This window comes from Saccharopolyspora elongata, from assembly GCF_004348985.1.
Lineage (GTDB): Bacteria > Actinomycetota > Actinomycetes > Mycobacteriales > Pseudonocardiaceae > Saccharopolyspora > Saccharopolyspora elongata.
Window position 1 is genome coordinate 1 of record NZ_SMKW01000001.1, and the last position, 20,931, is coordinate 20,931.

21 protein-coding genes and 2 pseudogenes are annotated in these 20,931 nt (G+C 70.4%); 10 read left to right on the top strand and 13 right to left on the bottom strand.

The genetic code is table 11. From position 1 onward, the window contains the following. Nucleotides 1-120, top strand: a pseudogene (locus tag E1288_RS48525) (IS30 family transposase); the annotation flags it as partial. 116 nt (nt 121-236) lie between these two features. Here the strand turns inward: E1288_RS48525 and E1288_RS00010 are convergent. Continuing rightward, nucleotides 237-1,286 carry an alpha/beta hydrolase family protein gene (locus tag E1288_RS00010; RefSeq protein WP_207954090.1) on the bottom strand — a complete coding sequence of 350 codons (1,050 nt, stop codon included), beginning with the start codon at nt 1,284-1,286 and terminating at the stop codon, nt 237-239. Between the two features lie 72 nt (nt 1,287-1,358). On the opposite strand from E1288_RS00010, the gene E1288_RS00015 reads away from it, so the two are divergent. Beyond that, nucleotides 1,359-2,288 (top strand): LysR family transcriptional regulator, encoded by a 930-nt coding sequence (locus tag E1288_RS00015; RefSeq protein WP_132479012.1) that lies wholly within the window; start codon nt 1,359-1,361, stop codon nt 2,286-2,288. Nucleotides 2,289-2,414: 126 nt separating this feature from the next. On the opposite strand, the gene E1288_RS00020 is transcribed toward E1288_RS00015, so the two are convergent. Then, entirely contained in the window at nt 2,415-2,663 is a 249-nt protein-coding gene (locus tag E1288_RS00020) for a DUF3817 domain-containing protein (RefSeq protein WP_132479014.1), read from the bottom strand. 5 nt (nt 2,664-2,668) lie between these two features. Continuing rightward, nucleotides 2,669-3,112, bottom strand: a complete 444-nt coding sequence (locus E1288_RS00025) for a hypothetical protein (RefSeq protein WP_132479016.1) — start codon at nt 3,110-3,112, stop codon at nt 2,669-2,671. A gap of 74 nt (nt 3,113-3,186) precedes the next feature. Here E1288_RS00025 and E1288_RS00030 point away from each other — a divergent pair, with 74 nt between their 5' ends. The 3 genes and pseudogenes from E1288_RS00030 to E1288_RS50255 form a co-directional block, all read left to right on the top strand. Next, entirely contained in the window at nt 3,187-3,519 is a 333-nt protein-coding gene (locus E1288_RS00030) for a PadR family transcriptional regulator (RefSeq protein WP_132479018.1), read from the top strand. Next, complete coding sequence (locus E1288_RS00035) at nt 3,516-4,160, top strand: permease prefix domain 1-containing protein (RefSeq protein WP_132479020.1); 645 nt, start codon at nt 3,516-3,518, stop codon at nt 4,158-4,160. Before E1288_RS00030 ends, E1288_RS00035 begins: the two co-directional genes overlap by 4 nt. Before the next feature lie 682 nt (nt 4,161-4,842). Continuing rightward, nucleotides 4,843-5,097, top strand: a pseudogene (locus E1288_RS50255) (Scr1 family TA system antitoxin-like transcriptional regulator); the annotation flags it as partial. A 255-nt stretch (nt 5,098-5,352) separates the two neighbouring features. Here E1288_RS50255 and E1288_RS00045 read toward each other — a convergent pair. The 3 genes from E1288_RS00045 to E1288_RS00055 all read right to left on the bottom strand — a co-directional run bounded on the left by E1288_RS00045 (nt 5,353) and on the right by E1288_RS00055 (nt 7,929). Beyond that, complete coding sequence (locus E1288_RS00045) at nt 5,353-6,591, bottom strand: RNA polymerase sigma factor (protein ID WP_132479024.1); 1,239 nt, start codon at nt 6,589-6,591, stop codon at nt 5,353-5,355. Next, nucleotides 6,588-6,950 carry a YciI family protein gene (locus tag E1288_RS00050; protein ID WP_132479026.1) on the bottom strand — a complete coding sequence of 121 codons (363 nt, stop codon included), beginning with the start codon at nt 6,948-6,950 and terminating at the stop codon, nt 6,588-6,590. The genes E1288_RS00045 and E1288_RS00050 overlap by 4 nt, the downstream gene beginning before the upstream one ends. A 127-nt stretch (nt 6,951-7,077) precedes the next feature. After that, nucleotides 7,078-7,929, bottom strand: coding sequence for an alpha/beta fold hydrolase (locus E1288_RS00055; RefSeq protein WP_132479028.1), 852 nt, complete (start codon nt 7,927-7,929; stop codon nt 7,078-7,080). A gap of 75 nt (nt 7,930-8,004) precedes the next feature. On the opposite strand from E1288_RS00055, the gene E1288_RS00060 reads away from it, so the two are divergent. After that, nucleotides 8,005-8,391, top strand: coding sequence for a winged helix-turn-helix transcriptional regulator (locus E1288_RS00060; RefSeq protein WP_132479030.1), 387 nt, complete (start codon nt 8,005-8,007; stop codon nt 8,389-8,391). Between the two features lie 146 nt (nt 8,392-8,537). Here the strand turns inward: E1288_RS00060 and E1288_RS00065 are convergent, their stop codons facing one another. Further along, entirely contained in the window at nt 8,538-10,235 is a 1,698-nt protein-coding gene (locus tag E1288_RS00065) for an adenine deaminase C-terminal domain-containing protein (protein ID WP_207954091.1), read from the bottom strand. Between the two features lie 244 nt (nt 10,236-10,479). Next, on the bottom strand, nt 10,480-11,799 hold the full coding sequence (locus tag E1288_RS00070) for an NCS2 family permease (RefSeq protein WP_132479032.1): 1,320 nt from the start codon (nt 11,797-11,799) through the stop codon (nt 10,480-10,482). Between the two features lie 93 nt (nt 11,800-11,892). Between E1288_RS00070 and E1288_RS00075 the strand changes: the two genes are divergently transcribed. Beyond that, nucleotides 11,893-12,870, top strand: coding sequence for a LacI family DNA-binding transcriptional regulator (locus E1288_RS00075; RefSeq protein ID WP_132479034.1), 978 nt, complete (start codon nt 11,893-11,895; stop codon nt 12,868-12,870). A 105-nt stretch (nt 12,871-12,975) separates the two neighbouring features. Beyond that, entirely contained in the window at nt 12,976-14,130 is a 1,155-nt protein-coding gene (locus E1288_RS00080; RefSeq protein WP_132479036.1) for an aminotransferase class V-fold PLP-dependent enzyme, read from the top strand. Between the two features lie 106 nt (nt 14,131-14,236). On the opposite strand, the gene E1288_RS00085 is transcribed toward E1288_RS00080, so the two are convergent. Beyond that, the gene (locus E1288_RS00085) at nt 14,237-14,848 is read right to left on the bottom strand and encodes a class I SAM-dependent DNA methyltransferase (protein ID WP_207954092.1); all 612 of its coding nucleotides are present in this window, start codon (nt 14,846-14,848) and stop codon (nt 14,237-14,239) included. A gap of 80 nt (nt 14,849-14,928) precedes the next feature. Continuing rightward, nucleotides 14,929-15,585, bottom strand: coding sequence for a maleylpyruvate isomerase N-terminal domain-containing protein (locus E1288_RS00090; RefSeq protein ID WP_132479038.1), 657 nt, complete (start codon nt 15,583-15,585; stop codon nt 14,929-14,931). Nucleotides 15,586-15,956: 371 nt separating this feature from the next. On the opposite strand from E1288_RS00090, the gene E1288_RS00095 reads away from it, so the two are divergent. Continuing rightward, nucleotides 15,957-16,631, top strand: a complete 675-nt coding sequence (locus E1288_RS00095; RefSeq protein ID WP_132479040.1) for an L-2-amino-thiazoline-4-carboxylic acid hydrolase — start codon at nt 15,957-15,959, stop codon at nt 16,629-16,631. A 42-nt stretch (nt 16,632-16,673) separates the two neighbouring features. On the opposite strand, the gene E1288_RS00100 is transcribed toward E1288_RS00095, so the two are convergent. Then, nucleotides 16,674-18,476, bottom strand: a complete 1,803-nt coding sequence (locus tag E1288_RS00100) for an FUSC family protein (RefSeq protein ID WP_132479042.1) — start codon at nt 18,474-18,476, stop codon at nt 16,674-16,676. Nucleotides 18,477-18,769: 293 nt separating this feature from the next. Here E1288_RS00100 and E1288_RS00105 point away from each other — a divergent pair, with 293 nt between their 5' ends. Continuing rightward, nucleotides 18,770-20,158: an eCIS core domain-containing protein gene (locus E1288_RS00105; protein WP_132479044.1), complete on the top strand. Its 1,389-nt coding sequence runs from the start codon at nt 18,770-18,772 to the stop codon at nt 20,156-20,158. Nucleotides 20,159-20,191: 33 nt separating this feature from the next. Here E1288_RS00105 and E1288_RS00110 read toward each other — a convergent pair whose 3' ends face one another. Together E1288_RS00110 and E1288_RS00115 are read right to left on the bottom strand one after the other, a co-directional pair. Further along, nucleotides 20,192-20,542 (bottom strand): hypothetical protein, encoded by a 351-nt coding sequence (locus tag E1288_RS00110; RefSeq protein ID WP_132479046.1) that lies wholly within the window; start codon nt 20,540-20,542, stop codon nt 20,192-20,194. A gap of 28 nt (nt 20,543-20,570) precedes the next feature. After that, complete coding sequence (locus E1288_RS00115) at nt 20,571-20,852, bottom strand: hypothetical protein (protein ID WP_132479048.1); 282 nt, start codon at nt 20,850-20,852, stop codon at nt 20,571-20,573. Between the last annotated feature and the right edge of the window lie 79 nt (nt 20,853-20,931).

Consider the following 20,931-nt stretch of genomic DNA (forward strand, 5'->3'; position numbering starts at 1 on the left):
ACCCAAGAAGACCTCGACGCCATCGCCCACGAACTCAACACCCGCCCCCGCCAGACCCTCGGCTGGATGACACCATCACACGCACTAGCCCAAGCGCTTGGTGTTGCACCCACCCCCTGAAAACACACGCGAAACCGGCACCCGCAGGCATGGGGAACGCCGGTTTCGCGCGAAAACGGCGCGGAACAAACGCCCGAACCGCAGCGGCTCACCCGCGGAGGTGGTCGGCGAGCCAGTCAGCCGTGTCGGGAAGCCACTTCCAGCGGGTGGTCTCCAGCAGGTGGTTGGCCCTCCGGGATCAGGAGGTACTCGGCGTTCGGGGCGTGGCGCGCCAGGGGTTCGGCGTTGGTGACTCCAGGGATCACGTCGAGGCCGCCGTCGATGACCCGCATCGGCTGGACGATGCGCGGGGCGATCTCGGCAGCGTTGATCCTGCGGGCGAAGTCGCGGCCCGCCGCGACGCTGCCCGTGCGCAGTGCGAAGGTGTCCGTCACGTAGGGCGCCAGCCGGTCCCAGTGCAGGGCCGAGGGGCCGCTGACGCTGACCAGCGCGCGGATGCGCGGTTCGTGCGCCGCCGCGAGGGCGCCGAGGTAGCCGCCCATGCTCAGCGCCATCGCGGCGACCCGCTGTCCGTCCACATCGGACCGTTCAGTGATGACGTCGAGCACCCGGTGGACCACCTTCTGGTACTCGGGTTCCCAGTTGCTCCGCGTTGCGAGCTCGCCCTGGCCCGGCCCGTCGATGGCGAGGACCGCGACGCCGCGCCGGAGCAGGCTGTCCGCGATCGGCATGAACTCGACCTTCCCGGAGTTCATACCCGGGATCAGCACGACAACTGGCGCGCGGGTGTCCGCGGGGCGCCGCAGGATTCCGGTGAAGTCGGGGTCGGCGATGTGCTCGGCGGCCGGGTCCGCGCGGCGTTGCGCGTCGGCGGATGCCTTGGCGGCTGCGGCGTGCGCGTCGAGGTCCGGGTTCGGCAGCACGGTGGCGAAGTGGAACCACAGCGCGGCGTCTCGGTACGCCTCCGCCGCCGAAGCGCTCAGGCCCTGCTCATCGGCTTGCTTGGCACGGGCGAGGTGCTCGCGGCCGGCGCGGACGAACGCCTCCGGCCAGTCCCGGATCGAGGTGAGCTCGGCGGTCACGGCGTCGTACTGGAACGGGTCGATGCCCGCCGCGATGGCGCGCGGGCGGTTGGCGTCGGCGAAGCCGGGGAGGAGATCCGGCTGGTCGAAGAAGGTGTGCACGTCGGCTCCGTCGGGAAGTTCTGCTGCGCCCCAAGCAGACATCGGCCGAGGCATGGCGGTCCAACAGCGATCCGTACCCTGTGACAACCGTTGGTTGTCGTTCGAGGTGAGAGCGTGGATCTTGATCTGGCGCAGGTTCGGGCGTTCGTCGCGGCCGCCCGGGAATCGCACTTCGGGCGAGCTGCCGCGCAGCTCTTCGTCAGCCAGCAGGCGTTGTCGAAGCGGATCGCCCGCCTGGAACGCCAGTTGGGCATCCGGCTGTTCGACCGCGACAAGCACGGCGTGGCGCTGACCGAGGCCGGACGCCGCTTCCTCGAACCCGCGCAACAGACCCTTGCCGCCGCCGACTTCGCGGTGACCGAGGCCCGCCGCGAGCAGCGATCGTTGCGGGTCGACGTCTGGGGTCACCTGTACGCCCCGATGCGCACGATCGGGCTCGTCGTCGAGAACGCTCTCGGCGTCGAGCTAGGGCTCAGCCGCGATCTGGTGGCTGCGACGACGGCATTGGCGCGCGGCGAGATCGACGCCGGGTTCGGCCGGGTTCCTCCGCTCGGCGAGGAGTTCGAGCGCCAGGTGGTGCGCCTCGAACCGGTCGACGCCATCGTCGGCCCGGCCCATCCCCTGGCGGGCTCGGCGGAGCTCCGGCCCGCCGACCTGCGCGGCAGCACGATCTGGTGCCCGGCCGCGCTGGATCGCCTGGACTTCCTCGACCGCTTCACCGTCCACTTCGGACTCGATGCGGAGGCGGCCGGGGTCAACCTGGGGCTGGACCACTTCCTCGACCAGATCCGCGCGGAACCGGAGCGCGTCGCGATCCTGCCCAGCGGCGTCCTGCTGCCGGAGAACGCGCCGCTGACCCGGGTCCGCCTCGCCCGGCCCACGCCGCTGTACGCCTGGTCCCTGCTCTGGCGGCGGGGAGACCCGAGCCGCTCCCTCGACGCACTCCGCCGCTCCTGCGCCGAAGCCGCGACCCGGCGCGGCTGGCTCGACTACGACGCCGCGCGCCACTGGCTCCCCGACGCCGACCGCGCCGCACTCGGCTGAGCGAGATGGCGGCGATTTCGCGCGAAAACGCCATCCGCCACGCGTGGGACGCGCCGGTTTCGCGCGAAAACGCCATCCGGCACGCATGGGACGCGCCGGTTTCGCGCGAAAACGGCGTGGTGCGCGTCAGGGTTGGTGGGCTACGGAGATTCGCCGTAGGGCGAGGAGGCCGCCGATGCCTGGGATGACCGCGAGCCATCGGGCGCTCGGCGAGGCCGGGACGAGGAAGGTCGCCGCGATGGTGACGAGGTAGGCCATGCCGTGGACCGGGCCGCCGAGCGAAGTGATCGTGGACAGGTGCGCGGTGAACAGGTTGAGCAGCAGGATCACTAGCGAGGCCGCCTCGACGCCGGCCGCGATTCGCAGCGTCAGCACGGCCGTCACGCTCCCGTCGTCGAGCCGGGGCGGACGATCATGAGCACGACGACGATCACCCAGAGCACGTTGAAGATGCCGGTGAGCATGGCCAGCCGGGTCGCCATGGCGCTCAGGTCGTCGGTCGAGCCGAGCATGCGCCGCTGGGCCGGGAGGATCGCCATCACCAGGATGGCCGCGGCGATCGCCGTCAGCACGATCGAGATGATCAGCCAGGGGTCGGCGAGGACGCCGAGCTGGGCTCCGGTCGCGAGGCCGAAGACCGGGACCGCGATGCCCGCGACGGCGTAGCCGCGGCAGATCCGGTGCAGCAGCTTGGCGATTCCGGCGGCCCGGTCGGATTCGGGCGCTTGCTTGGCGTATCGCGGGAACATCGAGGCGGCCACGGTGATCGGGCCGATCACCAGCATCGCCGCGAGGACGTGGATGGACAGCAGCAGCTTGGTCACCGCAGACTCCCAAATATGTAACCTGTCGACATGTTGATTGGCAATATATACACGCCTGTGTAGGCTGCCAACTCATGAGGGTCGATGCGGTACGAGGGCATCTGGACGGGCTGCTGCTGGCCGTGCTGGAGCACGGGCCGCTGCACGGCTACGCGATCATCACCGAGGTCCAGCAGCGCAGCGGCGGCGCGCTGGAGCTGCGCACCGGGACGATCTACCCGGCCCTGAACCGGCTGGAACGGCTCGGATTGCTGCGCAGCAGCTGGGAATCCATCGGCGAGCGGCGCCGCCGCTGCTACCGGCTCACCGACGCCGGGCGGGGCAACCTGACCAAGGCGCGCAAGGCCTGGGACGAGTTCACTGCCACCATCGGCGCGGTCCTCAACCCGTCGCGGGGTACCGCATGAGCGCCGATCCGATCGAGGACTACGCGGCCGAGTTGACGAACGCCCTGCACGGCCCGGCGCGGGCGAAATCCCGGCTGGTCGGGGAGATCCGCGACGGCTTGGTTGACGCGGTGGCGGCGCAGACCGCAGAGGGGCTGCCGTACCGGCAGGCCGTCGAGCAGGCGGTGCGGGAGTTCGGAACGCCCGGCGAGCTCGCGCCGAGCTGCCAACAGGAGCTCACCATCGCCCAGACCCGGCACACCTCCCGGGCTCTCATCGTCACCGTCGGATTCCTGATCGTCTGCTGGTACGCGATCTGGACGGCCAGTCACATCCAGGGCTGGCAGCTGCCGCACGCGGTCCAGGTGCTGACCGCGGTCGCGGCGACCGCCGGAGTTCTCGCGGCGGCGACCCTGGCCGCGACCGGGCCGCTCACCCGCTGGCTGCCCGTGCCGGACCGGCTTCCGCTGCTGGTCGGCTGGGCCGGCACCACCGCCAGCGTGGCCATGCCGTTCGCCGGGATCGCGCTCGCCATCGCCTTGCCGCTGGCGACCGCGTGGCCGCTGATCCTGCTCGCGGGCGGGTTCACGGTCGCATCGCACGCGGTGCTGGCGGCGTCGGCCCGGGCCTGCCGCGAGTGCGCCCGCCTGCCGATCGGCTGACCCGCGATCAGCGATGAGGGGCGCAGTGCTGCTTTAGGCCTCGTCGTGCCCGTGGGGCGACGGTTTCGCGCGAAAACGTCGCGCGCACGCCTGGAGAATGACGGTTTCGCGCGAAACCGCCACGCCACCCCTAGGGCGGGGTGGCCGGCGCCGGGGGTCGGGAGCGCGTCGGCTTCCGGGCCTGTGGTCTCGGGATTCAGAGGCGGTGGAGGGCTTCGAGGATCCTCCGCTGGATCTCCTGCGGTGGCGCCGCGATCTCGGTGTCCGATGTGGATCGTTGATCCTCGTAATCGGGCGCTGGCTCGCGGAGGCGATGGCGGCCTGGTCGAGAACGTTGTTGTCGTTCGGCTTCGACGTCGGCTATCAGCTGCCAGACCGTCAGAGCTCCTTCGCCTCCTCCGGCGTGTTGCGGCTGGTCTGCCTTCCAGTGCATGGCGAGGAAGAAGAGTGCCGGGGCGATGCTCGGGAGCATTACGAGCATTCGACGGGTCCTTCCGCGTTGGTCGGGGACTTTTCCGCCGCTACGAAGAGATCCTCGACATGACCCGAACGCGGACGCGTCCCACTGGCTCGCAGTCACCCTTCCCGAACAGCGGCAACAGCTATCCGCCCTGCTCGAGTTCGAGCGCACCGCGAAGACCATCACGCATGCATTCCCGGGCTTCTCCAAAGCACGGCGTACGTGCGAGCGATCACGACGGCGGGCGAAGTACCGCAGGACGCGGTTGAAACGCGCATCGCGGTCCGAGTCGGCAGACGAGAGGCCATCACGCGCAAGGACAGCCCGGTTCACCTCCGCGCCGCGATCGGTGAAGCAGCTCTACGACAAGTGCTCGGCGATGCAGGCGTTATGGCCGATCAGCTGGAACACATACTCCAACTGCCGGATATGGAGAACATCGACATCCGCGTCGTGACCTTCGCGAGTGGCTGGCATCCCGCGCTTGAAGGTCTGTTCGTGCTGATCGAGTCGGATCAAGCACCGCCTGCCGTGCCGCTGTTAAGGCCGGGCGGTTCGAGCGCTGAGGTGCTGGTCAAAGCCGTGAGTACTTTGTGTCGCCATAGCAACAAAGTACGCACGGGCCACGGCCCACCCGGCGTGGGCGCGGTCGTGAGTGGTTTGGATCGTCATAGCACTCCAAACCACTCACGAGCCTCGGTGCACCCGGCGAGGCTGACCCGGTTCCTTGGGTTATGCCTGGCCTTCCAATCGGTGGGCGCGCGACGTGAGGTGGCGGCGTTCGGGTGCGCTCGTGGTTCGGCGGGCCGCTTCGCGGTACGCGTCTGCTGCGGCGACGTGATCACCGAGGAGTTCCTGCAGGTGGGCTCGGGTGGAGAAAAGGCGGTGGTGGCGAGCTATGCGCTTGTCCGCCGATAGGGTCGCCAGGAGTTCGAGGCCGGCCGCCGGGCCGTGGACCATCGCTACCGCGACCGCTCGGTTGAGCGTCACCACCGGGTTCGGACCGGTTCGTTCCAGGAGTTCGTACAGGACCAGGATTTGCGGCCAGTCCGTGTCTTCCGCGCTCTCGGCTTCGTCGTGCACTGCGGCGATGGCCGCTTGGAGCTGGTACGGGCCGACCTGGCCGCGCGGCAGGGTTCGGCTGATCAGCTCGATGCCTTCGGCGATGAGCCGGTGGTTCCAGCGGCCGCGGTCCTGTTCCGCCAGCGGGACCAGTTCGCCGTGCTGGTCGGTGCGCGCCGGACGGCGGGCGTCGGTGAGCAGCATCAGGGCGAGAAGTCCCGCTGTTTCGGTGTCTTCGGGCACCAGGCGGTGCAGCAGGCGGGCGAGGCGGATCGCCTCCGTCGACAGCTCCGGTGCCGTCAGATCCGCGCCATCCGTCGCGGTGTAGCCCTCGTTGAAGATCAGGTACAGCACGTGCCGGACCTCGTCCAACCGCTCGACGCGGTCGGCTTCCTCTGGCATGACGAGGGTCGAGCCGGCGGCCTTGATGCCCTGCTTCGCGCGGCTGATGCGCTGCGCCATGGTCGCCTCCGGCACCAGGAACGCGGCGGCGATCTGCGACGTCGTCAAGCCACCGACCGCGCGCAACGTCAGCGCGACCCGGCTCGCCGAGGACAACGCGGGATGGCAGCAGAGGAACAGCAGGGCCAGGGAATCGTCCCGGTCGGTCTCCGGCGTGCTGTCCGCAGCGTGGCTGAGCAGCGCGGCCTGCGGAGTCGCCAAGGCTTCCTCGCGGCGACGGCGTGCCGCCTCGCTGCGGACCTGGTCCACCAGCTTTCGCGAGGCGACGGTGATCAGCCAGCCCCGCGGGTTCTCCGGCACGCCCGCGTCCGGCCACTGCAGGGCCGCCGCGATCAGCGCCTCCTGCACGGCGTCCTCGCACGAGTCGAAGACGCCGTACCGGCGGACGAGCGAGCCGAGGACCTGCGGCGCGAGTTCGCGCAGCAGGTCCTCAACACCGTGGCTCACATGTCCCCCGCGGCCTCGTGCAGCACCGGCCACAGCTCGACCGGCTCCGCATCGGCGAACGGCATGTCGGCCGCGATCTCCTGCGCCCGCTCCAGGGATTCGCAGTCGAGCAGGTAGAAGCTCGCGAGGTACTCCTTGGTCTCCAGGTACGGGCCGTCGGTGACCACCGGGGCGCCGTCCTTGCGGCGGATGAGCTGGGCGTTGGCCGCGTCGGCGAGGCCGTAGGCGCCGATCAGCTCGCCGGTCTCGCGGTACTTCTTGTTGAACGCGTCCTGCTTCGCGATCGCCTCGGGCCACTTCTCGGCCGGGTAGGAGTCCCACTTGGCCTGGTTGCCGTAGATCATCGCGACGTACTTCATCTCGGGGGTCCTTCCCGTCCCGCACGCCCCGTCGGCGCGCTGTCACCCTCTGGTCGGAGCACGCGGCGGATCCTCGACATCCGGGCGCCAACTTTTTCCAACTTTTTCGAACGAGCCGCTGACCAGCCTAAACGCCCGCCAGGAAGGGGATCAGCAGCGACGCCAGGGCTTGGGGACGGTCGAGCGGGATGATGTGCCCGCAGTCCTCGACGAGGTGCGCCACGAGATCGTCGGCGATCGGGCGCAGCTGGCGTTCGAGGGCGCTGCCGACCGGGTGCGCGCCGATCGCCATGGTCGGCACGGTGAGCCTGGCCGCCGCGACCGCTTCGCGGATCTGGCGCGCGCTGGTGGGCATCTCGCGGTAGATCGAGAACGCGCAGCGCAGGGCTTCGCTTCCTGCGTAGGCGGCGACGAACTCGTCGCGGATCTCCCCCGGGATGCCGCGAGTGCCCGTCGTGAGGAACCAGTCGACGTACTCCGCCTCGTGCCCGGCCAGGACGGTTTCCGCGAGGCCGGGGACCGAGTGGAAGCCGAACCACCACGGCGCACCGCCCGCGAGGAAGTCCTCGGCTCCGGGCAGCGTGCCCAGCAGTGACTCCATGACCACGAGCCGCCGAATCCGCTCGGGTCGCCGCATGGCCAGCAGGAAAGCGGGCGGCGTTCCCGCGTCGATGCCGACCACTGCCGCCGTCTGCTCCCCCAGCGCGTCGAGGAGCGCCTCGGCGTCGGCGGCGAGCGTGCCCGCGTCGTAGCCGTCGGCTGCTCTCGTGCTGGCACCGAGGCCCCGCAGGTCCGGGGCGATGACGCGGTGGCGGGGAGCCAGCTGCGGGATCACCTCGGACCAGAGCCGCCAGGTTTGCGGAAAGCCGTGCAGCAGCAGGACGGCGGGGCCCGCGCCGGCCACCGCCACATTGACGTCGATGCCGTTGGCCCGGACCAGGGCGATGTCGGGCACGATACCTCCACGAGTGGTTACCATTGGTTACTACAAAACCGTAGGTAACGGCACTCGAGGTGCCAAGACGGCACTTCCACGACAGGTGGTGAGCTCCAGGTGACCGCCCCGAAGGGCAACCGCGGCGATCTCTTCGACCCCGACTGCCCCACCCGCAGGCTGCTGGACCGGATCGGCACGAAGTGGACGTCGATGGCGGTCAAGGTCCTCGCCGACGCCGATCCCGAGGAAGTGCGCTTCGCCGAGCTGCAGCGGCGAATGCCCGGCGTCTCGCAGAAGATGCTGTCCGCGACGCTGCAGAGCCTCACCCGCGACGGCCTGGTCGCCCGCCGCGTGGAACCGACCGTGCCGCCCAAGGTGCACTACCGGCTCACCGATCTGGGCCGGTCGCTCGAAGTGCCGCTGGCGGCGCTCCGGGAATGGGCTGAGGAGCACATGGCCCAGATCGACCGGGCGAACGCGGCGGCGCGATCCGGCGATGGGTGAACGCTTCTCGCCACGTCTCTGAATGCGCCGGTTTCGCGCGAAAACGGCGTTCCCACGCCTGCCAGATGGCGGTTTCGCGCGAAAACGGCGTCGCCGCCGCACCCGGAGGCACCCGGCGGCGCCGATGACGCGGAGGGACTCGCGCGTCAGTGGCAGCAGTCGAGGACCTGCGGGGTCCAGTCGCGGGCCAGGACGTCGACCAGGCCGAGGTCGGTGATCTTGACGCTCGGCGAGACCGCGAGGGTCAGCGTCGAAACGCTCATGAACGGGTTCGCGTGCCGCCAACCCCAAGCCTCGAGCGCTTCGCGCACTCGGCGGCTGCCCGCCACGATCTCCGCAGTCGGCTCCGCCGACATGACGCCTCCGACGGCCAGCGGCAGCCGCGCCGCCACGCCTCCGGCGTGGGCGACCGCGACGCCGCCGTCGTCGGCCAGCACCGCTTCCGCGGTGGCTCGCATGGCTCGCCGCGTCGTTCCGAGGGTGACGAAGTTGTGGCTGTCGTGGGCGTACGTGGTGGTCAGGGCTCCGTCGCCGAGGGACATGCCGATGACCGGGACGCACGAAGTGTTGGTGCGGCCGTGGCGGTTGCGCACCCAGAGCAGCGCGACGTGGCCTTCCCACTGCACTTCGCCGTCGACCACGTCGAGCCGCACCTCGGCCGCTTCGGTGTAGGTGTCGACCGGATTCACCCGCAGGGCGCGGAACTTGTGCTGCCCGTCCGGCAGGTCGAGCCGCCAGCGGAACTCGTCCGGCGCGATCTCGTCGATGTGCACGGAACCGGCGAAGGGGTGATCGGTGACGTCCGGCACCGGATAGGTCGGCTCGCCGCCGCGGGCCACCACCGCTCCGCCGGCGATCACCGTGTGCACCGCGAAGTCGGCCAGCTCGCCGTCGAGCAGCAGCAGGTCCGCGCGCTTTGACGGCGCCACCACGCCGCGGTCGTACTTGCGGAGGCGCTGGGCCGGGTTCCAGGTCAGCGCGCGCAGGGCGTCCAGCGGCGCCAGGCCCGCCGCGACCGCCGTCCGTCCAATGTGGTCCAGGTGTCCCTTCGCGGCGATGTGGTCGGCCGCCAGGTCATCGGTCACCAGGCACAGCGGCGGCAGCTGCGGCAGCGACGTCAGCGCCGACACGACCTCCGGGAGCAGGCACTTCTCCTGCAGCATCACCGTCATGCCCAGGCGCGCCTTCTCGACCGCGACCGCCGGGGCGTTCTTGGTGTGGTCGGAGTCGATGCCGGTGGCCAGGTACTTGCTGAGCTCCTCGCCGGAGAGGTTCGGGCAGTGCCCGTCGAGGATGGTGCCGCGCTCGCGCGCGACCCGGACGATGTCGTGCATCCGCTGGTCACCGGCCACCACTGCGCGGTAGTCCATCACCTCGGCTAGGGCGGAAACGCCGTCCCAGCCGAGGAGTTCGTCGATGTCCTCGGGATCGAGGTGCGCGCCCGAGTACTCCATGCCCGCCAGCGCGGGCACGCACGACGGCACGCCCCAGAGCTGGGTCTGCGGGCTGCGCTTGCCGTCCTCGATCATCCAGCGCATCGCGGCCTTGCCCGCGACGTTGACGATCTCGTGCGGGTCGGCGAGCACCGTCGTGGTACCGCGCGGGAGCGTCAGCCGGGCGAAGGCCGCGGGCGTCGCGAACGAGCTCTCGACGTGCATGTGGGCGTCGATGAAACCCGGGACGACCAGCCTGCCGCCGGCGTCGATCACCTCGGCCGCTTCCGGTCCGGCGCCGGGCGGCACGACGCCGCTGATCACCTCGCCGGTCACCAGCACGTCGGCGTCGAAGATCTCGCCGGTGAACGTGGAAACCACGCGTCCACCGCTGATCCGCAGGTCGGTCAAGGCAAGGCTCCTCAGGATTCGTCGTGGGCAGGTCGGCCGACGAGGTCTTCTCGACCGACGTCGTGGTCCGGCCCCACCGCAATTTCCATTGAAATCGAAGGGACGATTTCCATTGAAGTTGCGGGAAGTTGTCCACAGGCATCGGCGTGTCGGGGTGCGACACGCCGATGGTCCGCAGTTTCCATTGAAACTGGACCTCCGATTTCAATGGAAATTGCGGGAGGTCGACACCGCCGGGGACCCGCTAGTGGGCGGAGGTGGCGAAGAAGAACACCAGGAACGGCAGCATGATCCACATGCCGAGGTGGACGTCACGGAACTTGCCCGCCACCACCTTGATCAGCACGTACGCCGTCAGGGCCGCCGCGATGCCGTTGCCGAAGTTGCCCCAGAAGATCGTGCACGCCACCAGCAGCCCGGCCGGGATCGTCTCGGTCAGGTCGGTCATGTCGACCTTCTTGAAGCCGCGCATCATGCTCAGCCCGACCACGATCAGCACCGGCGCGGTCGCCGCCGACGGGATCATCGTGGCGAACGGCGTGAACAGCAGCAGCACCAGGAACAGGCCCGCGGTGGTCAGCGACGTCAGCCCGGTGCGGCCACCGGCGTCGGACCCGGCCGCGGACTCCGCGTAGGTGGTCACCGACGGGGCGCCGAACATCGAGCCGCCGGTGATCGCGACCGAGTCGACCAGGAACGTCCGGTTGATGTTCGACTTCTGGCCCTCGCGCTCGGTCAGCCCGATCCGCTCGGTCACCGCCAGGACGACGCCGGTCGCGGAGAACAGCTCCGAGGCGAAGAACGCGAACAGGTACTGCAGGTACTCCGGCCGCAGGGCGCTCCAGAGGTCGATGTGGAACGCAACCGGGCCGACGCCGGCCGGCGCCTGGAACCAGTGGTCCGGCAGCTCCGTGACGCCCAGCGGGATGCCGATCAGGGTCAGCACCACGATGCCGATGACGAACGCGCCCGGCACCTTGCGCGCCTGCAGCGCGGCGACCAGCACGATGCCGCCGAGCGCGAGCAGCGGTTCCGGCGAGCTGAGGTCGCCGATCTCCAGCCCGCTCTTGCCCGGTTCGAGCATGCCGGAGAGCTTGAAGCCGATGTAGACGATGAACAGCCCGATGGCGGTGCCGATGGCCACCCGGATGTTCTGCGGGATGACCTTGGCGAGCAGCCCGCGCAGCCCGAGCAGCGACAGCACGAGGATCGCCACGCCGGACCAGAAGACCATGCCCATCGCGATCGGGTACGGCACGTGCTGCTGCTGCACCAGCGTCGCCGCGACCAGCGCGGTTCCGCCGAGCCCTGGCGCGAGCACGAACGGCATGTTGGCGAAGAAGCCGACCGCGGCGGTGGCCAGCACGATCGTCAGGATCGTGCCGGTGGTGGCCGCGGCGTGCGGCACGCCGGCCTTGGCGAGCATGCCGGGGATCACCACCACGGCGTAGGCCGACGCGAAGAACATGCTCAGCCCGGCCAGCAGCTCGGTGCGCACCGAGCTGCCGCGTTCGGACAACCGGAACCAGCCGTCCAGCTTCGATCCCGATCTCACGTCGGTCATCAGCGGTATCTCCCCTGGTGAAAGATGCAAGCGCTTGCATTGCAAGCGATTGCAGGGACGATAAGCGGCACGGTATGAAGGTGTCAAAGAGACGTGAGGGAGGACGCGATGGCGCGGCTGGCCGACGTGGCCCGCAAGGCCGGCGTGTCGGTGGCGACCGCGTCGCGCGCGCTGGTGCGGCCGGAGATGGTCGCGGAGCGGACCCGGCAGCGGGTTCGCGACGCGGCGATCGAGCTCGGCTTCCGCTACCACCCGTCGGCCCAGGCGCTGGCCACCGGCCGCAGCAGGCTGCTGGCCATGATCGTCCCGGACCTGACGAACCCGTTCTACGCGACGATCATCGCGGGCGCGCAGCGCGCCGCCGAGGAGGCCGGCAACGACCTGCTGGTCGTGGTCAGCGACGAATCGCCGGAGCGGGAACGAGCCCTGATCGACCGGCTGCGCGACCGGGTCGACGGCTTCGTGGCCATCGCCCCGCGCGGCCCGGCCTCGCTGTTCACCCTCCCGGACGTGCCGATGGTGCTGGTCGACCGGCGGACGCGCGGCGTGCCGTCGGTCGTCATCGACACCCCCGGCGGGCTGCACGAGATGGGCGCGCACCTCGCCGGGCTCGGCCACCGCCGCATCGCCTACCTCGGCGGGCCGCGCGGCTCGTGGGCGGACCCGCGCCGGCTCGACGGCCTGCGCAACGGCTCCGGGCACGAGGTCATCGCGTTCGGCCCGTTGCCACCGACCTTCGAGGCGGGCAACCGGATCGCCGACGAGCTGGTGGCGAGCGGGTGCACCGCCGCCGTCGCCTACAACAGCGCGCTGTTCATGGGGCTGATGTACCGGCTGGCCACGCTCGGCGTGAAGGTTCCGGAGCAGCTCAGCGTGTGCTGCGCCGACGATCTCGCGGAGTTCGGCCTCGCCGTGCCGGAGGCCACCACACTGCACGTCCCGACCGAGGACGCCGGCGCGTCGGCGGTGCGCACGCTGCTCGGCGTGGTCGACGGGCGGCCGCCGGAGCCGCGGCACCGATCGGTGCCGGTCGAGCTCGTGATCGGCGCGACCACGGCCGCACCCGCCTGAACGGCGCAGGCCACTGGGCCGTGGGCACCACGACTTCCACTGATGTTCGGCTCCTGAGCGCTTCACCCGTTACGGACCGTTGGGTCATGCGGTAAGACTTCACTCGTGTGGACCACCACCCGGCCGACGGCAGAGGCGCTCGATCGGACCGACCCACTCGCCGATCTGCGTGCCCGCTACGACCTACCGCCCGGCCTGATCCACCTCGACGGCAGCAGCGGTGGCCCGCTGCCGCGCACCACACCCGACCGGCTGCGCCGGTTCGTAGAGCACCGCAGGCAGCCCTACACCGGCCGCGTGTGCGGCGAATCCGAATGGCGCGGCGAAGCGCGGCTCGCGGCGGCGTCGCTCGCGCCGTTGATCGGCGCCGAGGCCGGGGAGATCACCGTCGCCGAGACGGCATCGATCAGCCTGTTCAACACGCTGCTCGCGGCCGCGCGGCTGCGCCCAGGGCGACCGATCCTCGCGGTGGGCCGGGATTGCTTCCCCGCCGACTGCCTGCTGGCCCGATCGGCGGCCGACTTCATCGGCGGCCGCCTGCACCTGATCCGCAGCAGTGCGGACCTGGCCGAGTTGCCGGCGGGCCAGGTCGCGGTGGTCGCCGTGTCGCACACCGACGCGCGGACCGGAGGCGTGCGCGACGCGGCCGCCATCACGGCCGAGATCCACCGGGCGGGCGCGCTGGCGCTGTGGGAGCTCAGCGGCTCGGCGGGCGCGCTGGACGTGGATTTGCACGGCTGGGACGTGGATTTCGCCATCGGCAGCGGCGACCGCTACCTCGGCGGCGGCTCGGGCGCGCCCGCCTACTGCTTCGTCGCCGACCGGCACCGTCACGAGGCGCCGAAGTCCTCCTGCACCGCGGCGGGCGCACTGCCTTCGCTGGGCGACGGGTTCGCCGGCTCCCTGTCGGTCGCCGAGCTGCGATCGGGACTGTCCATCCTGGACGGTGTGTCACCGGCGGCGCTCGCCGCGAAGGCGGCACGGCTGGCGGAGGTCTTCCTCACGCGGCTGGACGACTTCTGCGCAGACGCGCAGATCGAAGTCGTGCCGGTGCTCGAAGGGCTGCAACGCGGCGCGCAGATCAGCCTGCGCCACGACCGGGCCCAGCGGATCGCGGAGGCGCTGTACGACCGCGACGTGCTGGTGGACTGCGCCGAGGACGACCTGCTCAAGCTGAGCTTCGCCCCGTCGTGGCTGCGCTACGTGGACGCCTGGGAAGCGGCGGAGCAGCTCCACGCGACGCTCCACGAAGTCGGGTAGGCCTCGGGGGCTTCCCAATTTTAGGCAAAATCGGGAAGCCTCCTCCCGGCCTGCCGAACCGCCCAACGGGACTCTGGGGCTCGGCACCCACACCGTCCGCGCGGGACTACTGGTCGGCGCGTACGCGCCGCGCGACGATGGCGGCGTGCGGTCGCCTGCCCGGATCAACGCGGCTTTCGGTCGCCTCCACCTGGAAACCCGATTCCACGAGACGCTGCGACATCTCCTCGATCGTCCAGAAGTAGGCGGTCGTCACGGCGTGCGGGAACGGCTCGACCTGCGTGCCCTCGAACATGCCGAGCAACAGGCTGCCGCCGTCGCACAGGCATCGCGCGAACTCGTCGAGGATGCGGGGCACGTTCTCGGGGTCGGTGTGGATGATCGAGTACCACGACAGGATCCCGGCCACCGAACGATCGGGCACGCCGAGCTGATCCAGCTCGCCGACGCGGTACGAGCCATCGGGAAACCGCGACCTGGCGATCTCGATGAAGTTCGGCACGAGGTCCACACCCTCGACGTCGCAGCCCTGGCCGCGCAGGAAGTCGGTCCACTGCCCCGGCCCGCACCCCGCGTCGATCACGGGCCCGGACACCTCACCGGCCCACCTGGACACCAACTTCCGGTCCGGCTCGGGCATCCACTCCACCGACAAGGCCAGATCGGCGTACTCGTCCGCCCGCCGGCCATACGCGTCCCGCACATCACTTACCGACACCCGATACTCCCGTCAATGCAACACCCGGCCCCACCGAGGACACGGTGAGACCGCACACTTCAATATCTACAGTGGACTGGTCAGCCGAGGACGAACGGCAGTTTCGCGGCCAGGTCGCCCAGTTCGGCTCGCTCCGCGTCGGTCGGAACCCGGCGCCCGGTGCCGATCAGCAGCGCGTCCTCGTCGGAGAACGACGCGGGGAACGCCGTCCCGGCGATCTCCTCCAGCATCTCGCGGGTCCGGGCGAGGCCCTCGGCGGGCGGGCCCGCGGCGTCCGGGAGATGTGCGATCAGGTCGAGGTGGTGCAGGGTCCACTCCAGGACGTACGCGGAGAGGTAGTCGCCCGTGGTGAGCACCATGTCCTGGGTGCTCACGGCGAGCTTCGGGTCGGCGAGTTCGGCGGCGCGCCCGGCGGCGGAGCCGACGTCGTCGAGGTGGAACTTCAGCAGCTCCGGCTGCTCGTACGCGGCGGCCAGCCGGACGATCAGTGCGTCCAGCGGATCGTCGCCGGTCGGCGGCGTATCGGAGACGGCCCAGTAGGTCACCGCGTCGCGGGTCGGCTCCGCGTCGGCGGGGGTCACGAGGGTGATCAGGACGTCCTGGGCGTCGATGATCAGGTGGCACACCAGGTCTCGCACGAGCCAGCCGGCGCAGCCGGACGGCTGCGCGAAGTCTTCGTCGGAGAGTTCGGCGACCGCCGTCCGCAACTCAGCCCAAGAGCGCGAGAAGAGATCCACGGCCGCAAGTTATCAGCGCGCGGCCCGCCCTGCGACCGATTTCGCCCCCCTCAGCGAATGCCTTGCCGGTGAACGGGATTCTGCGGATACAGGGGTGCCCGGTCGGTGCGCCCGTCGGTCACCGGCGCACCGCTCCCGCACGGAGACCCGACGCATCGCCGTGGCGAGTCGGAAGCCCGGGGCTTGCCGGAAAATCGGCTGACAGGGCGCTGCCAGCGTGGCAGGCTGACCTGGTCAACATCAATTGAAGTTCGTCAGCGCTTGGTGGTCGGTGGAGTGCGCTGGCGTGCTCGCTCGGTTGCGGGCACGACCAGCTTGCCGCCAGGCGTGCTGCGTCGTCCCGGGGCCGGGCCCCATCCGGAAGGACGACCATGACCACCGACGAATTCGGCCTCGCCGCGGGCGACTACGTGCCGGACCCGGACCGCGACACGGCCGTGCTGCTCGACGGCTTCTTCGGGCACCTCGCCGAGACCATTCGCGAACACTCGCTGCCCGCCGACCTGGTCGCCGACATTCGGCTCCGGCACGAGGCATTGGAGACGGCCGACCAGCACCTGGTGGTCGACGAACCGGCGCGCTACAACCTCCGCCTGACCTTGGCGTTGGTGGCCGCTTACGAGATCTTGCGGCCCCGGTTGGGACGCGAAGCCGCCATCGGTGCCGTGCGAGCCGCCCTGGTCGAGCCGCTCAGCGAGACCGTGCGAGCCGGGACCAGGGCCGTGCTCGACTCCGCCGCGGACCCGTTCCGGGCAATGGTCGACCTGTCGAAGTCCCGGGAGCAGCACGCGTTCGGCGCGGGGTTCGCGTTCCACCACCCCGTTGACGACGACCGGCGCTACCAATCGGACGTGCACCGCTGCTTCTACCACGAGGTGCTGGTCGCCAACTCCGCGCCGGAACTCACCCCGGCGATGTGCGCCTTCGACCAGAACTGGATCGAAGCGATCGACCCGGACCGGCACGGCTTCCGGTTCGAGCGCGCCACGACCATCGGTTTCGGCGGCACGCACTGCCCGTTCCACTTCACACGCACCGACGGCTGAGGACTCGTGAGCGATTCTGGGCCACGAGACATCCCGAAGCGCTCACGGGCCGGCGAGGCTCGCGTAGATGCGCTCCAGCTCGTCGCGCAGTGCGGCCGGGGGCACCGGGTCGCTGCGGAGTTGGCGGGTCGTGGTGCGCATGGTGGACACCAGGCGTTGGGCCCGCTGGAGGTCCTGGGAATCGTCGAGGACCGCCTTCTCGGTCGCCGCGTCGACCACCCGTTCCAGCACGATGACCGCCGGCCACCAGCGCTCGGCTTCGGCCGCCGTCGCCGGGTTCATCAGCTCCTGCTGGAGCGCCGACCTGAGGTCCGCCAGCTGGCGGTAGGTGCGGCGGCGGAGGGCCGGGCGGCCGTGGCGGACTCCCGCGAGCGACTGGGACACGTACTCCGAGACCGCCTCCACCGCGTCCGCGAACCGGCTCGGCAACGCCGGCCCCCGGTGCAACGGCCGCAGCAGGAAACCGCCGGCCAGGACGATCGCGCAGCCGACGACCGTGTCCACCAGCCGGGCTGCCGGGAAGAACTGCGCGCACTGGCTCATCTGCAGCAGCACCAGCGCCGTCATGACCGCGGTGAACAGGCCGTAATGCCTGCTGAGCGCCTCGGGCAGCTTCGCGGCCAGCGCGACGATGAACGGCAACAGCCACCAGCCGGTCGGCACGAGCGCGATCAGCGCCGATGCGACGAGCACGCCGATCACGGTGCCGGCCGCGCGCAGCACGGTGCGGGCGAAGACCGAGCCCGAGTTCGGCTTCAGCACCAGCGCGACCGTCAGCGCGATCCAGTACGGCTCGTCCATGCCCGCCGCCAGCCCGATCCCCTCCGCGAGCGCCAGGCACAGCAGCATCCGGCACACCTGCGCCCAGGTGGAGCGGCCGAAGGTCAGCCGGAAGCGCTCGTGGTGATCGCCGGAAACCGGCGGGAGCTTCGCGCGCCGGAACGCGGCGACCAGGTCTGCGATGCCCCGGTCCAGGGCGCGTACCAGCGGTGATTCGTCGGAACCGGGCCGGTAGGGCGGCGGGAGGTCGCCGGTTCGCATGCAGCGCGCCAGCTCGCGCAGCGCTTCGCGAGCCCGCTCCGGCGGCTGCTTTCCGCTGTGCGCAAGGGAAACCGATGCTTCGACGATCGGCGTGGCATAGGTGTAGACGAGGTAGAGGCGGTCGCGCACGCGGCTGCGCGACATCGATCCTCCGCTCACGAGCACGTCGTGCGCGTTGTCCAGCGCCTTCGTCAGGTTCTGCCGCGCGGCGATCGGCGACTCGGCGTCGAACATGCGCAGCGTCGCGTCGAAGACCGCCGCGACCGCGCCGCGCGCCGGGGCCGTGCCCCGGAACGGCCAGGTGGCGGCGATGATCGCGAGCACCAGCAGCTCACCGGCGAAGAACCACCAGACCTGCGCACCGAGCGGCAGCGCCGAGCGCTGACCGGTCGCGACCACGCAGAACGTCAGCATGTGCGCGCCGCCGGACGACCAGAGATCGCCCATCCGGCTGGAAAGCACCGACGGCACCGCCACCGCAAGCACGATCGCCGCCGCAAACCACGGTCCCGGCGCGGCGGCCCCGGCCGCGAACCCGAGCGCGCCGAGGATCGCGGCCAGGCCCACCCGGCGCAGCCGGTACCCGTAGGAGCCGGTCAGGTCGGAGAAGCTCGCGCACAGCGCGCCGACCGAGGCGAGCACGGCCTCGTCGATCCGGCCGGTCAGCAGGCCCGCGACCTGCGGAAGCCCCACGCCGATGCTCGCCGCGCACGCGCGGGTCCAGTCCGCCGGAATCGGCGCCGGCCGCAACATCCGCAACAGCCAGGGCGGCAGCAAGGTGATGGGGAGCGCTCGGGTCGTCACACGCACATCCCTCCGGTGCTTGGGGACACGCGCTCCACGCCGAGCGGCATTGGGTTGCACTCGATTGTCACGCGCCGGAAGCCGTCGCACCGCCGAACGCCACCGGCGTCACACCTTGCGGTCGATCACATCCGGCCGAGGAGCAGCGAATTCGACCGGAGCTCGGACGACGGGGCAGCGGCAGGGGCAGGACGGGCACCAACGCTGCCCTCGATGCTGCCCGCCCGACCCGTCCGCCGGACGAAGCGGGCGAGCAGCCTGGCCAGAGGCACGATCTGCGGAGGGGGTTCGGGGTGCGCGCGCACGAGCAGCGAGACGAACACGTCGGTCAGGCGGCTAGGACGCCATCCCCGTCCGAGCCCCACCGGCCGGGGCCTGGCCCGCTGACCCCTCAAGCGGTTCTCGCCCTGCAACGCGCCCTGGGCAATGTCGCCGTCAGCAGGCTGCTCGGCGATCACCCCCAGCAGGTGCAGCGCTCCACCGTCGACGCGGTCTTGCGCTCGCCCGGAAAACCCCTCGACGACGGGATCCGGGAGGAGATGGAGGCGCGGCTGGGCGCCGACTTCACCGACGTCCGCGTACACAACGACGGCGCATCCCAGCGCTCGGCGGCCGAGATCGACGCCCGCGCCTACACCTCCGGCAACCACGTCGTCCTCGGCTCGAACGAGGTCGACAAGCACACCCTCGCCCACGAGCTGACCCACGTCATCCAGCAGCGCCAGGGCCCGGTGGCGGGCACGGACCGCGGCGACGGGCTGGCGATCAGCGACCCGGCGGACCACTTCGAGCGGGCCGCCGAGGCCAACGCCTCCAGCGCGCTGGCCAAACCCCTACCGGCGCAACGGGACGTCGCGCCGGTGTCTCCCGGCCCGGCGCGACCGGCAGTCCAACGGGCGAAGGACGAGGAAACCTCGGCTGATTCCAACTGGCCCGGGGCCTGGAAGAAGGAGATCGCCAACCTCGCGCAAGGCAACCACCTGCTGGGGTCGGGCAACGGGAACATCAAGAGATTGCCGGAAGCGATCAAGAACAGGGTCTTGGCACTGGCCGCCGAGTTCATCAGCACGCTGCAGGACCCGGAACAACCTGCGGAAAACGCGAAGGCAAAGCTCCTGGAAATGTTCGACGCCGCTCGCACCGACAAGGACCGCGAGCAGCTGGAGAAGCTGCCGGGGGGCGGTGGACCGGGGGCCCTCGGCCCCAGCCGCTTCCCATCGAGCACGTACAACGACCTGCACGAACTGATCAACGCCAAGCGCCTCTGGTTGGCTGGCGATCACAGCCTGGGCCCGTGGCCGTTCGACGCAGCCGCGAAGAAGCCGGACTACGTCGTCGGCGACAGCAACGCCGAGGGCCAGACCGCAGAGAAGTTCTACGAGAGCACCAGGGATGTCGGCGACCACGTGAAGGTGACCGGGAAGAACAACCTCGCCGCCGTGGTCAGCGACTTCGGGAAGAACGTCAAGTCGAAGATCAGCACCTACGACGGGAAGGGGGTCCGGGTCGTGGTGGACCTCACCGACAACGCGGTGCTGCACAAGTCCTACGACGGCGATCTCGCCGGCCTCCTCGAGAAGGAGCTCTCGAACATCACCTCTGCCCTGCTCGACCGACTCCTGGGCGTCGACGCCGTCACGCCCCAGGGCATCCTCACCTTCCGGCCGCCCTTCGGCGGGTGAAACCCCGGGAAGACGAACGTCCGAAGTGGACGATCAGGCGATGGCGCGGAGGATGCGGACCGCCATCGCCGTGGCGATCAGCCAGAACAGGGCCGCGATCCCGTAGTTGATCGCCACCGCGAGCTTCGGGTCGTCCGGCATGAACAGGTCCTCGAAGCCCAGCGCGAGCGGCTCCGCCCAGGACGCCACGAACTTGGCGATGCCGTTGTCCGGGTTGGCGCCACCGATGGCGAACACCACGTGGATCGCCAGCAGTGCGGCACCCGCGTTACCGACCCAGCGGACCACGTTGCTGAGCACGCCGACGACCCGAGCCCGGGCCCGCCGCAGGTCAGCGCGACGCACACCGTTCTCGTGCGCGTCCGCGCTCACGTCTTCCGCCACGATCTCCAGTGTGGCACGACCGGGGCGGTCAGCCGAACATTCGTGCCAGCAGCCCGCCCACCAGCACCCAGAACACCGCCGCCAGGCCGTAGTCGAGCAGCACCTGCAACACCTCGGCCGGCGCCTGCACCAGGCCGGGGAAGAACAACGCCAGCGGCTCGGCCGCCTGCGCCACGGACCTGGCCAGCCCGTTCTCCGCCGGGAAGCCGGTCACCACGAACAGGATGTGCAGCACCAGCATCGCGGCGAGCAGGAAGCCCGCACCGTTGATCAGCGTCGCGACCCCGGATCGCCCCTTCTTCGCCGCCATCGACCCTCCCCTTGATCCACCGACCACTCTGCCAGGCGGATCCGATCTCGTGCGAGAGAAGATCGTGACGTGTCACTTC

Excerpts from the sequence above, each read along its gene's own strand:
- E1288_RS00010 (WP_207954090.1), bottom strand. The coding sequence starts at position 1,286 with ATGTCTGCTTGGGGCGCAGCAGAACTTCCCGACGGAGCCGACGTGCAC.
- E1288_RS00050 (WP_132479026.1), bottom strand. The coding sequence starts at position 6,950 with ATGAAGTACGTCGCGATGATCTACGGCAACCAGGCCAAGTGGGACTCC.
- E1288_RS00070 (WP_132479032.1), bottom strand. The coding sequence starts at position 11,799 with ATGACCGACGTGAGATCGGGATCGAAGCTGGACGGCTGGTTCCGGTTG.
- E1288_RS00095 (WP_132479040.1), top strand. The coding sequence starts at position 15,957 with ATGACCACCGACGAATTCGGCCTCGCCGCGGGCGACTACGTGCCGGAC.
- E1288_RS00035 (WP_132479020.1), top strand. The coding sequence starts at position 3,516 with ATGAGCGCCGATCCGATCGAGGACTACGCGGCCGAGTTGACGAACGCC.
- E1288_RS00115 (WP_132479048.1), bottom strand. The coding sequence starts at position 20,852 with ATGGCGGCGAAGAAGGGGCGATCCGGGGTCGCGACGCTGATCAACGGT.
- E1288_RS00030 (WP_132479018.1), top strand. The coding sequence starts at position 3,187 with ATGAGGGTCGATGCGGTACGAGGGCATCTGGACGGGCTGCTGCTGGCC.
- E1288_RS00055 (WP_132479028.1), bottom strand. The coding sequence starts at position 7,929 with ATGGTAACCACTCGTGGAGGTATCGTGCCCGACATCGCCCTGGTCCGG.